This window comes from Corynebacterium cystitidis, from assembly GCF_900187295.1.
Lineage (GTDB): Bacteria > Actinomycetota > Actinomycetes > Mycobacteriales > Mycobacteriaceae > Corynebacterium > Corynebacterium cystitidis.
In genome coordinates, this window is the sequence record NZ_LT906473.1 from 337291 (window position 1) to 350394 (window position 13104).

General features: G+C 62.6%; 7 protein-coding genes. 3 read left to right on the forward strand and 4 right to left on the reverse strand.

What is annotated here, in order from left to right:
* Window positions 1-473: 473 nt before the first annotated feature.
* The gene (locus tag CKV99_RS01610; protein ID WP_092257492.1) at window positions 474-9311 is read left to right on the forward strand and encodes a type I polyketide synthase; all 8838 of its coding nucleotides are present in this window, start codon (window positions 474-476) and stop codon (window positions 9309-9311) included.
* Entirely contained in the window at window positions 9311-9697 is a 387-nt protein-coding gene (gene acpS / locus CKV99_RS01615; protein WP_092257495.1) for a holo-ACP synthase AcpS, read from the forward strand. Before CKV99_RS01610 ends, acpS begins: the two co-directional genes overlap by 1 nt.
* 21 nt (window positions 9698-9718) lie before the next feature.
* Here acpS and CKV99_RS01620 read toward each other — a convergent pair whose 3' ends face one another.
* The 3 genes from CKV99_RS01620 to bcp form a co-directional block, all read right to left on the reverse strand.
* Window positions 9719-10894: an HNH endonuclease signature motif containing protein gene (locus tag CKV99_RS01620; protein WP_092257891.1), complete on the reverse strand. Its 1176-nt coding sequence runs from the start codon at window positions 10892-10894 to the stop codon at window positions 9719-9721.
* A 126-nt stretch (window positions 10895-11020) separates the two neighbouring features.
* Window positions 11021-11662 carry a TetR/AcrR family transcriptional regulator gene (locus CKV99_RS01625; protein WP_092257498.1) on the reverse strand — a complete coding sequence of 214 codons (642 nt, stop codon included), beginning with the start codon at window positions 11660-11662 and terminating at the stop codon, window positions 11021-11023.
* The gene (gene bcp / locus CKV99_RS01630) at window positions 11662-12138 is read right to left on the reverse strand and encodes a thioredoxin-dependent thiol peroxidase (RefSeq protein ID WP_092257501.1); all 477 of its coding nucleotides are present in this window, start codon (window positions 12136-12138) and stop codon (window positions 11662-11664) included. Before bcp ends, CKV99_RS01625 begins: the two co-directional genes overlap by 1 nt.
* A gap of 91 nt (window positions 12139-12229) precedes the next feature.
* Between bcp and CKV99_RS01635 the strand changes: the two genes are divergently transcribed.
* Entirely contained in the window at window positions 12230-12514 is a 285-nt protein-coding gene (locus CKV99_RS01635) for a DUF3618 domain-containing protein (protein ID WP_092257504.1), read from the forward strand.
* Window positions 12515-12520: 6 nt separating this feature from the next.
* On the opposite strand, the gene CKV99_RS01640 is transcribed toward CKV99_RS01635, so the two are convergent.
* Window positions 12521-13096 (reverse strand): isochorismatase family protein, encoded by a 576-nt coding sequence (locus tag CKV99_RS01640; protein WP_092257507.1) that lies wholly within the window; start codon window positions 13094-13096, stop codon window positions 12521-12523.
* Window positions 13097-13104 lie beyond the last annotated feature (8 nt).

Sequence of the window (13104 nt, forward strand, 5' to 3'; positions counted from 1 at the left end):
CGACTCCAGTACGATGTTTGCCGAAAATAAGAGTGGTCAACTTCTTTTCAACATTGCCCCCACGGTAGCTGTTGATGGGCCACAGGGTTCATCGACCAAAAGTCCAGCTTTTGCGGCCGAGTCAGCTTTGTCGGAGGAAGCTAGCCGTGTCAGCGCATGTGTCAAGCTGCGTAATTTTTCGTTGATCCTGGTAGGTCACGCTACGGAAGGCCTGCGTTGTGGTGGTGGCGCGTCTTTCCGTGTCTTGCGCTGCTCGAGAATGTAAGTGAGCGTGTCACACCGTAACTATTGAATGCAAAACTACGATGAGTGTAGTATGCCAACTTGTTTGCTTGGCAAAACAACTTGAATGGGGAACCGGGTAGGATTCTGCGCCACAGTAAAATGTGAAGGTTTCCGCAAGATTGTTACACACTATCCGGGTGCGTGTCTACCACCACCCATAATATTCACCCACTAGAGGAGCTCTTCACGTGACTGATGTGAGCATCAACCCGAGTCATAACCGCCTGATCGATACGTTGGAGGCTGGGCCATCGCCTGACCGGTTCGCTCTCTCCTTCTCAGGCCAAGGTTACGCCTGGGTAGAGACCTTGCGCTTGGCCCTCGCCTCCGGTGTAGGTGCGGCGATCAACGAGACCGTCGCTTGCTCCCGCCAGCTGCTCGCCCCGGTCTGTGAGGAGCTCGCCGCATACCGTCCTTTCGGATTCGACCCGGTCGCGTGGGCGGACAGTAGCACAGGCACAGACACAGACACAGACACAGCACCAGGGTTTGATACCTCCGACGCGTCGATCAGCGTGCCAGGCATCGTGGTTGCTCAACTCGCGGTAGTGGAAAGCTTGCGCCGCCAGGGCTTGGATGTTGACGCGCGCGTGGCTGCGATCGGACACTCACAGGGTGTGCTGGGTGTGGCAGCACTAGAACATGAGTCGGCACACGTTGTGGCCATCGCTGAACTGATCGGTGCCGCCGTCACCCGTGCGGGGCGGATACACGGCTTGCTGCGCGCACAGGACACGACACCAATGCTGTCTGTTGGCCGGGTAAGTCGGGATCAGCTGGAGCGTGCACTTGCCGGCCTGGACGCTGTGATCGGCCTGCGCAATACGCGTGACTCTTTCGTGGTGTGCGCCACCCCTGCTGAGATTGAGCAGGTGACGCAGCGTCTCCAAGCGGCTGCGGCGCGGGATAAGAAAGAAGTCGACGACAAACGTCGCGGCGGGCTACCGTTTAACCCTTCGCTCAACCAACTAGATGTCCAGGTGGCGTTCCACCATCCTGCCATGCAGGATGCCGTTGAGCAGGTTGTTCAGTGGGCACGCGGCGCGCGTCTCGACGAGGCACTGGCCCGCCGTCTTGCTGAACAGGTCATGGTCGATCCGGTTGATTGGGTTCGCGACACACGCGCGCTTGCCGACGATTCAGTGGACTGGATCCTCGAGATCGGACCCGGCACAGGTGTTGCCCCGCTGACCCGCGCCAATGTCGCAGGTTTTGGTGTGGGTGTGCTCACCGTGGCCGATCCAGAGGGACAGTCCCAACTCTTCGATGTGGGCATGGCACCTCACAAGCCTCGCCCCTACAGCGACTACGCCCCGAGTGTTGTCACGCGCGAAGGAACTAACCGCCTGCAGACCCGTTTTACTGAGGTTACTGGGCGCAGCCCCATCCTGCTTGCGGGCATGACCCCGACGACAGTGGATCCGGCGATCGTGGCAGCGGCAGCCAACGCTGGATTCTGGGCCGAGCTGGCCGGCGGTGGCCAGGTCACCGACGAGGTGCTCGACACGAATCTGGCGCGTCTCACCGACCTGCTGGAACCCGGGGCGAATGCCCAGTTCAACGCCATGTTTTTGAACCCACAACAATGGCGCACCCAGATTGAGGGCAAGCGCCTGGTGCCACGTGCGCGTGCCAACGGGGCACCGATCGACGGCATCGTGGTCTCCGCTGGCATTCCACCGCACGACGATGCCGTGGCTTTGGTACAAACCCTGCGGGCGGAAGGTTTCCCGTGGGTGGCGTTCAAGCCGGGGGCAGTCGGCCAAATCTTAAAGATCCTAAAAATTGCTGATGCCCTGCCGGACACCCCGATCATCGTGCAGGTGGAAGGAGGCAAGGCCGGCGGCCACCACTCGTGGGAGGACTTGGATGAGCTGCTGGTTGCTACATACGACGAGATTCGCGCCCGCGACAACGTGGTGTTGGTGGTTGGGGGAGGCATTGGTACCCCGGCGGCTGCCGCCGAGTATGTTACCGGCGCGTGGTCGACGAAGTACGAGCTTCCTGCGATGCCGGTTGATGGCATCCTCGTAGGCACCGCCGCGATGGCCACTGAAGAGTCCACCGCGTCAAGTTCGGTGAAGCAACTACTCGCGAACACCAGCAGCATCGACGGCTGGGTAGGCCAAGGCGAGGGCCGCGACGGCATGGCCTCGGCACTGAGCCAGCTGGGCGCGGACCTCTACGAGATTGATAACGCGTGGGCACGCGCCGGCCGCCTCCTGGACCGTTTCGTCGGCGACAAAGACGCGGCGTTGGCACACAAAGAAGCAATCGTCGAGGCGCTGTCGCACACCTGTCGCCCCTACTTCGGCGACACCGACACCATGACCTACGAGCAATGGTTGCGTCGCTACGCCGAGCTTTCGTACCTTGACGGGTGGGTCGATACCACCTGGTACACCCGCTTCGCCGACATGCTGGCCCGCACCGAAGCCCGCCTGACCCCGCAGGACCACGGCACCTTTACCCCACAGCTCACCCCGACACCCGACGTAAACCCCACAGCACTAGTCGACGAGCTGGTTGCCGCCTATCCCAACGCCGCCACCACCCGGCTCACCCCATCCGACCAAGACTGGTTTATCGCACTGTGCCGCGAACCCGGCAAACCTGTTGGCTTCGTCGAAGAAATCGGTGCTGATGTGCGCCGCAGCTTCCGCACCGACAGCCTCTGGCAGGCCCACGACGAACGTTACGACGCGGACACAGTGTGCATAATTCCAGGCATCGTTTCTGTCGCGGGCATTGAGCGTGTCGACGAACCCGTCGCCGAACTGCTGGGCCGTTTCGAGCAGGCAGGGGTCGACGCCACCTTAAACACCACGCAGACGCAACCAATCGTCGATAAGCGCACTGCGGCCCAACGTATCGCAGCCTCCCCGGGCCTGAACTGGGCAGGCCGCGAACAAACCAACCTGATCGCACGCCTCGACGCCGCCGACTACGAGCTTATCGACGTCGACGACACCCACGCCGAGCTCACCATAAACGTTGGCCACAGTGACCTGACAATCCGGATCGAAGCACCCGCCGACCCCGCATTCAGCCCCACCGTGTCCACCCACGACGCTGAAGCCGCCATGCTGGAACTGACCCGCGTGGCCGCCGGCGGCCAACTCGCATCCATAAGCGACGGCATCGCACGCTGGACCACCACCCTCACCGCCCTCGACCGCGCCGACTACGACAACGTCACAGCAGGCTACCTGCCCGGCGTGAGTGGTGCAGCACCCGACGTACTCGTGGGCAAAGCATGGCCTGCCATCTTCGCCGCCGTCGCCGACGCCCGAATCCCAGGCACCAACAACCTCGTCGTCGAAGGGATGCTGTCCCTCGTCCACCTCGAACACCACCTCACCATGCTGCGGGCCCTGCCTGAAGCCGACACCAAACTGACAATCACCGCGCATGCCGACGACGTCTCCGACACCGAACTCGGACGCGTTGTCATCGTGCGCGCTGAAATCAACGCCGACGGCCAACCACTGGCCACCTTGGCCGAACGCTTTGCCATCCGCGGCCGCGCCGGCAAGGCCACTGCCGGCACCAACACCACCGTCCTACCGAGCGTGGTGGACGCGCCGAACTCGCACCGAGCGCACGCGCAACTGACCGCACCGAAATCGCTCGAGCCGTTTGCGATTGTCTCCGGCGACCGCAACCCCATCCACGTCTCCGATAACGCGGCACGCCTCGCCGGCCTGCCCGGTGTGATCGTACACGGCATGTGGACCAGTGCGATCGGCCAGCTCATGGCCGCCGCAGCTGGTGGCAAGGTGATGGAATACACCGCCACCATGCTCACCCCAATCCAGCCGGGCGCACACCTAGAGGTCACGGTCGAACGCACCGGCATCGACACCCGCCCAGGCCGCGGCGAGGTCCGCACCGTGACTGTGACCGCCGACGGGGAAGTCGCTGTGACCGCCACCGCCGTCATGGCAGCACCTGCCACTTTTTACGGCTTCCCGGGCCAGGGCATTCAGTCCCAGGGGATGGGCATGGACGCCTACGCCTCCAGCGCGGCAGCGCGCGGCGTGTGGGACCGCGCCGACCGCCACACCCGCGACAAGCTGGGTTTTTCCATCCTGGAGATCGTGCGGAATAATCCCAACGAGGTGGTGGTCGACGGTGAGCGGTTCCAGCACCCCGAGGGTGTCCTGTTTTTGACCCAGTTCACCCAGGTTGCGATGGCCACGTTGGGCTGCGCGCAGATCGCCGAGATGCGTGCAGCTGGTGTGCTTCACACGCAGGCGTTTTTCGCTGGTCACTCCGTCGGCGAGTACAACGCGCTGGCCGCCTACGCTGAGGTGTTGTCGCTGGAAGCTGTAGTGGAGATCGTCTACCGCCGCGGGCTTACCATGCATCGGCTCGTCGAGCGCAATGACGAGGGCCTGTCTAACTATGCCTTGGCCGCGCTGCGCCCGTACCGGATGGGGCTGTCTGGCGACAATGTTGAACAGTATGTGGCGGACTTGTCGGAGCGTACTGGCGAGTTTTTGGAGATCGTTAATTACAACATCGATGGCCGCCAGTACGCGGTCGCCGGCACCCTGGCTGGGTTGCGCGCGCTTGCCGACGACGCCGAAACCCGCGGGCCCGGTAACAAAGCACTGGTGATGATTCCGGGCATCGATGTGCCCTTCCACTCTTCGAAATTGTTAGGTGGCGTCGGCGATTTCCGCGATCACTTGGACTCGTTGATCCCCGCGGAGATAGATTTGGGTGTGCTTGTTGGCCAGTACATCCCGAACCTGGTCGCCCGACCATTCGAGTTGACTCGCGAGTTCGTCGAGGCGATTGCCGAAGTTGTCGATTCGCCCTATATCAGTGACATCCTGGCCGATTTTGACTCAGCCCCGCACACAGCGCGTGCCGACGACGCCCGCCTGGGACGCACCTTGTTGATCGAACTGTTGGCGTGGCAGTTTGCTTCGCCGGTGCGCTGGATCGAAACTCAAGAGTTGTTGCTGACTGACCTGGGTGTGGAACGCTTCGTGGAAGTCGGTGTTGGTGCTGCCCCAACTTTAGCGAATATGCTCGGCCAAACCCTGGCCTTACCGCGGTTCGCCGGCACCGACATCGAAGTCTTGAACGCTGAGCGCGACCGCGCCTTGGTGTTCGGCACCGACGAATTTACCCGCGATGTACCGCCGGCTGTCACGTCGCCGGAGGAAGAAGCACCGCAGGCAGAAACCCCGCAGGCCGAGGAAACTGTAGCGCCTGCGCCGCCGGCACCAGCAGCGGAACGACCAGCCGACATCACATTCACACCAGCTGACGCCACCGAAATGCTGGTCAGCGTCTGGACGAAGGTCCGCCCCGACCAAATGGGTGCCACCGACTCGATCGAAACACTCGTCGAGGGTGTCTCCTCGCGCCGCAACCAGCTCCTGCTAGACCTGGGTGTAGAATTCGGCCTCGGCGCAATCGATGGTGCCGCCGACGCTGAACTCGATGATCTGAAGACCACCGTGACCACGATGGCGAAGGGCTACTCCGCGTTCGGCCCTGTGTTGGGCACAACCGTGGCCGATGCGCTGCGCCGCATCACCGGGCCCACCGGCAAAAAACCCGCCTATATCGCCGAACGCGTCACCGACACCTGGCAGCTTGGCCCCGGCTGGGTTGACCACGTCACCGCGGAGATCGTGATGGGCACACGTGAGGGCGCGTCGCTGCGGGGCGGCGAGTTGGCAACGTTGCCAGAGGTATCGTCGGCAAGCGATCTTGACGGCCTGATCGACGCTGCCGTCCACGCCGTGGCCGAAAGCCGCGGAGTCAGTGTGTCCCTGCCACAGGCAGGTAGTACCGCCGGTGTGGTCGATTCGGCAGCGCTGGGTGAGTTTGCCGAGCAACTCACCGGTAAAGCAGGCGTGCTGGCAGAAACAGCGCGCGAACTGCTGCGCCGCCTCGGCCACGAACAGCGTGCCACCGAGGCGTTCGACGACACCGACGACGCTCTGTTCGACCTGGTCACCCGCGAGTTGGGGCAGGATTGGCCGCGTCAGGTGGCGCCGCGTTTCGACGCGCGCGAGGCCGTGCTTCTCGACGACCGCTGGGCCAGCGCCCGCGAAGATGTGGCCCGCGGACGTGACGTGGATGTCACCGGTGCTGGCGAGGCGGTGGCCAAGATCGCTGACTACTACGGGCGTAGCGAACAGGCCACACAAGCACGTAACTGTGAGCCACTCGACTACGCCTCAGATATAGCCGTGGTCACCGGGGCGTCGCCGAACAGTATCGGAGCCGCGGTGGCAGGCGCGCTGCTGGAAGGTGGCGCCACCGTGATCATGACCACATCGAACCTGGGGCATGCTCGCCTCGAGTTCTACAAGCAGCTCTACCGCGAGCATGCGCGCGGCACCGCCAAGGCGTGGATCGTGCCGGCGAACCTGTCGGCGATGCACGACCTCGACCAGGTGATCGATTGGATCGGCACCGAACAGTCCGAGACCGTCGGTGCAGACAAGAAGATCACCAAGCCCGCGCTCGTGCCGAGCTTGCTGTTCCCGTTCGCCGCACCACGCGTGGCCGGTTCGCTTGCCGACGCAGGACCATCCGCCGAATCCCAAATGCGCCTGCTGCTGTGGTCGGTTGAACGGTTGATCGCAGGCCTGTCCAGCCTGGGTGCGGACACGAATGTGAACAACCGCCTGCATGTGGTGCTGCCGGGCAGCCCAAACCGCGGGCGTTTCGGCGGCGACGGCGCCTACGGTGAAGCCAAGGCAGCGCTGGACGCGGTGGTCACCCGCTGGCATGCCGAAAAGGTGTGGGGGGATCGCACCAGCCTGGTGCACGCCCTGATCGGCTGGGTGCGTGGCACCGGCCTGATGGGCGGCAACGACCCACTGGTTGACGCTGTCGAAGCCACAGGGGTGACTACATACTCCACCGAGGAGATCGCAGCGAAGCTGATCAGCCAGATCAGCCCGCAGGTTCGCACCCAGGCGGCGCAAGCACCCGTGGTCGCAGACTTCACCGGCGGGCTGGGCGAGGCAAACATTGACCTGGCGGCACTGGCAGCCGAGCGGCCTGAGCCGGTCGTCGATACGCGTAACGACGACACACCCATCCTGCGCGCACTGCCGAACGTGCCGGCGCCGATCTCGTGGACCGAGCCGGAATTCGACGTGGCGCAGTCCATCGACGACATGGTCGTGATCATCGGCGCAGCCGAGATCGGCCCGTACGGTTCCTCGCGCACCCGTTTCGAAGCTGAACTTACCGGCACGCTGACCGCCGCCGGTGTCACCGAACTGGCCTGGTCCATGGGGCTGATCACCTACGACGGTGGCTGGGTGGACGCCGACGGTAACGACATCGCCGAAGAGGACATTTACGACACGCTTCACGACGAGGTGCTGGCACGTTGCGGTGTGCGCCAATACCACGACGATTTCCACATGGTGGACAATCTCGCACCCGAGCTGACCACCATCTATTTGGAACGCGACCTGTCGTTTACCGTGTCCGACCGCGAGACCGCTCGAAGCTTTGTCGACTCGGACCCCGACAACACGACCGCGCACGCCACCGGTGACGGGGAATACGTGGTTACGCGTCAAGCCGGAACACCTGTGCGCGTGCCGCGCCGGGTCACCATGAGCCGGTTCGTGGGCGGCCAGATCCCCGAAGGCTTCGACCCCGCCCGGTGGGGCCTGCCAGCCGACATGGTAGACAATCTGGACCGTGTGGCCCAGTGGAACCTGGTGGCCACCGTGGATGCGTTCCTGTCCAGCGGTTTCAGCCCCGCCGAACTCCTAGCTGCGGTCCACCCGGCGCGGGTGTCCTCGACGATGGGTACCGGCATGGGTGGTGTGGAATCGTTGCGCAGTCTCTACATCGACGGGTTGCTTGCCGAGCCACGCCCCAACGACATCCTGCAGGAATCGCTGCCGAACGTGGTGGCAGCACACGTGATGCAGGACTACGTCGGTGGTTATGGGCAGATGATCCACCCGGTGGCAGCGTGCGCCACCGCCGCGGTGAGCGTGGAGGAGGGCGTGGATAAGCTGCGCCTGGGTAAGGCCGATGTGGTTGTGACCGGCGGTATCGATGATTTGTCCATCGAGGGCATTACGGGATTCGGCGATATGAACGCCACCGCCGACTCGGCCGCGATGGAAGCCAAGGGGATCGAGCACCGCTACTTCTCCCGCGCCAACGATCGGCGCCGCGGTGGATTCATCGAGTCTGAGGGCGGTGGCGTGCTCATCTTGGCCCGCGGGCGTGTGGCCTACGAGATGGGTGTGCCGGTGCTTGGTGTGATCGGTTTCGCTGAGTCGTTTGCCGACGGTGCGCACACCTCTATCCCGGCGCCTGGTGTGGGCGCGCTTGGTGCGGCACGCGGGGGCACAGATTCTCGCTTAGCGACGAGCCTGGCCGCCCTCGATGTCAGCCCTGATGAGATCGCGATTGTGTCCAAGCATGACACCTCCACTAACGCCAACGACCCGAACGAGTCCGACCTGCACGAGCGCATTGCTACCTCATTGGGGCGCAGGGACGGAAACCCGCTGTTTGTCATCTCGCAGAAAACACTTACGGGGCACGCCAAGGGCGGTGCCGCCGCTTTCCAGCTGGTGGGCTTGACCCAGGTGTTGCGTTCCGGGGTGGTACCGGCCAACCATTCGCTGGACTGTGTCGACCCGGTACTGCGTAAGGACGAGCATATGGTGTGGCTGCGTGAACCACTCGAGCTGGTTGCCAAGGCAGGTCTTGTGACCTCGCTTGGTTTCGGTCATGTCTCTGCCCTGGTGGCGGTGGTGCACCCGGCCGCATTCCTGTCGGCGCTGCGTAACGCCGGTCTTGATGCAGATGGGTGGAAGGCGCGAGCCGATCGTCGTGAAGTAAAAGGTCTTGCACGGATCGCCGCAGCCATCCACGGCGGGCCTGCGCTGTACGAACGCCCCGTCGACCGTAACTTAGGTGGTGGCGGCAAGGAGCTGGAGGCGGCGGTGCTTCTCGACGACTCCGCCCGGCTCGTTGACGGGGTGCTCACCCTGGGGGCAGACACATAATGCACATTGGTGTCGACGTGGTGCACATCTCCGCGTTCCGGGAACAGTTAGGCGTGCCGGGCTCCACCTTCGAGTCCGTGTTCACGGCGCGGGAGCTGCGGCTGGCCGCCACCAAACCCGACCGGGCTGAACACCTGGCCGGGCGGTGGGCTGCTAAAGAGGCCTTCATTAAAGCGTGGAGCCAATCTATTTACGGCCAGCCGCCACTGATTGATCCCGACCGGGTGAACTTCGCCGAAATCGAAGTAGTGGCCGACCGGTTTGGGCGCGTGGCGATCGCGCTGACAGGTGAGGTCGCGTCGATGGCTCCAGCAGCACAGTCCCTGTCGATCAGCCACGACGGTGACTACGCCATGGCTGTGTGCTTGGTGGCGGGCGAAGAGTAGGCGCGAGGATGAAGCGCACGATTAGGCGCGCGCTTCTTCGCGCTCGAGAATACGCCGGGCTACCCGGATGGCACCACCGCGTGCTACGGGGTGGTCATTGAGCCGAGGTTGGCCGCCGAATGCTGGGACCCAGTAGTCCAGGCCGGCGACCTTCTCTATTCGCCCATATCTGGGTTTGTCAGGGTCATCGTCGTTACGCCCATTATCGAAGTCGCACAGCATGGTGTAGTTATCAGGTTCTGATTTCCCACCGTGCTTATAGGCTTTGATGTGGTGCATTTGGCATTCGTCGGCGGGTTTCCCACAGCCCGGGGCGGCACAGACCGGGGTTTTCAGCCGTTGAATCAGCCGGTGGAGCTGGTTGGCAAACCGGGCGTTCGGGTTTTCGGTGAGCTTATACAGGCCTAAGTCTTGGCCGGTCACTGCGTCGACAAGCAAGGCGTGGCCGTACTGGCTGAGGCGAGCCTGGGTGTAGTCGGCGCCCGTCATGGTGGTGCCGTTAGTCAGCGAGAGGCGGAACTGGTTGGGGCTGGTTTTCTCCCACGCGGCAACGGACGCGTCGATTGGGATGATCACCGCCGGAGTGATTTCGGGGCCTGCTGCCTCGCCGTCCCCGTCTGAACCACCGGTCGATGAGGCCAGGCGCAGCAGTGCTTCGGCTTCGTGTATGTCGTTTTCGGCGGCATAAGCGGCGGCGCGGTCGCGGGCGGCCTTGATCAGGTGGGACGGGCCGCGCACGGAGAGGTCGGCCAGGGTGGAATCACCGACGCGGCGGGCAGAGACACTCATGCTGGGCCCGTCGGTGCCGGCGTCAGTGCCGGCTTCGGCGTCGTCGTTACGCAACTCGGCCAACAATTCTGCGCCAGCATCTTCGATGACGCGGATGGTGGCGGCGCACTGGGTTAGTTCGAAGCGGATCCGCCAGGAGTGTGCTGTGTCCGCTTTGCGAACGATTTTCTCGATCGCATTCAGGGTGTGGAAGGTGTGCCGCATGGCAGTTGCATGGTTGCGGGCTTGTTCCTGTTGGCGTGGCGCAGAGGCTGGCCCGTGATAGATGTCCGCGAGTTTGACAATCTGTCGGGCGATTGTCGCATCGAAGCCCATGGTGCACAGATCATACACAGACTTGCCTGCGGCCTGGCCCAGCAAGGTAATTGCGCTGGACCAGCTGTCGGCGAAAGTCTGTAGATCGGTCATGCCATCAACGCTAATCGACGCCCCCAGCCGCGCAACCGACACCTGCCGGCCTGTGGATAACTCGCCGGTTTCGTTGATACTGCCAACAATAATCGGGGGGTTTATCCACAGACAGGGGCCAAATAGTTATGCTTGGGCGACCGCGAAGAGGTACGCGATCACCATCCGCTTGATTTCTGGCACCACGCCAGCAAAAGACTCTTCGCCCCCGTCCTGGTCGAGGTCGCGCACCGCGTAGTTAAGAAGTGACTGTGCTGTATGCGCCAGAAGTCCTGCCAGGTTGTAGCGCACCTCGTAGGGCGCATGTGCGGCCAGCGGCTTCATGATGTCGGCAATCAGCTCGAGCATCTCGCGTTCGGTCACACTGGCTGTGTAGCGGGTGGCCGGCGTGGACTGGATCGCGTGCCACACCGCGCGCCGCGACGGGTCGTCGTGCCACATGCGCGCCAAGTGGTCAATGAATTCATCCAAAATATCGGGCCACTGCAAGGCGGGTACCTGCTCGGAGAACTTCTTCAGCTCCGCGACGGTTTCGGCGGTGTCAACCCGGTCGAGTTCGCAGATCAACACATATTTATTGGCGAAGAATTGGTATAAGGTGCCAATGGGTACCTCAGCGCGACGAGCCACCTCGTCGAAGGTGAAGGATTCAAAACCAACGTCGACTAGCACCGCGCGTGCCGACGACAAGATCCGGTCAAACCGTTCCCGCGAGCGGGCCTGGGCAGGCCGCCGACGAGGAACGAGTAGTTCTTGGTCCTCGGCCATTACGACAGGGGCAGATCACGCAGTAAGCGGCCGACATGGCCGGTGGCCTTCACGTTGTACTGCGCCGACTCAATGGCACCGTCGGCGCCGACGAGGAACGTGGAACGAATCACGCCGTGGACAACCTTGCCGTAGTTTTTCTTCTCCCCAAACGCACCCCAGGCAGCCATGACCTTTTTGTCTGGATCCGAAAGCAAGACAAACGTGAGATCGTGGTCGGCGCGAAACTTTGCCGATTTCTCAGGGGAGTCCGGGCTGATCCCAATCACCGTGACATCCGCCTCATTGAATTGGGTCAGGTTGTCGCGAAAGTCGCAGGCCTCGGTGGTGCACCCCGGGGTGTTGGCGCGCGGGTAGAAGTAGACTAGGACGCGCTGTCCCGAAAAGTCAGACAGAGACACGGACGTGCCTTCGTCGTTAAGCAACGTAAAAGCTGGGGCAGAATCGCCGACTAAAAGACGTGAGGATTCAGACATGTCTTCTACCTTACCGCGACATAAAAACGGTGACTACACTACTGTGGAAGCAAGCATTAATAATCTTTGAAACGTACGGGAGTATCCAACGATGGCACGAGACATCAACGATATCGAGCGCGACATTCAGCACACCCGCGAAAAGCTGGCACGCACGCTTGATGAACTGGCTAATCGCACCAAGCCCCAGAACCTGGTCGACGATGCCAAGGCACAGGCAACCGACAAGCTCAATGATCCGACGGTGCAAAAGGTCCTGATTGGTGCCGGTGTCGCCGTCGTAGCTCTCATCGGCCTGGCTGTGGCTAATAGCCGGAAAAAGAAAAACGAGTTGAAGGAACTGCAGCGCCTCTTGTCCGGAAACGCGCGCCCATAAACGCTCTTAAGCAAGTTCAGCACCGGCGGCGTGGAGCTCGTGGAGGGCCGCATCACCGCGTTCACCATTGACCGCCGCGCACATACCGGAAAGAATGCGGACGTTAAATCCCGCATTCAGGGCGTCGAGCGCGGTGGCACGGACGCAGTGATCGGTTGCGATCCCGCAGATATCGAGCGTATCGACGCCCCGCTCACGCAACCACGTGGCCAGGCCAGGCGCATCGTCGTGAAGCGCTAACGTGCCCTCAAAACCGGAGTAGGCGGCCTCATACTCACCCTTGCGGAAGAAGGCATCGATGGCCCCGGGGTCGATCGCGGGATGCAGCGCTGCACCAGGGGACCCGGCGACACAATGCACCGGCCACGAATCGACAAAATCCGGGTCCTGCGAAAAATGGGGGCCCGGATCGATATGCCAATCCTGGGTGGCCACAACCGCGACATAGTCCTGTTCGCGAGCCACATCAGACGTTAAATAGCCTGCGATCTTGCTGGCAACCTCCGGGCCTCGCGCAGTGGCGAGGGAGCCGGTGCAAAAATCATTCTGGGCATCAACAAGAATTAGTGCGCGAGTACTCATGGAATCCA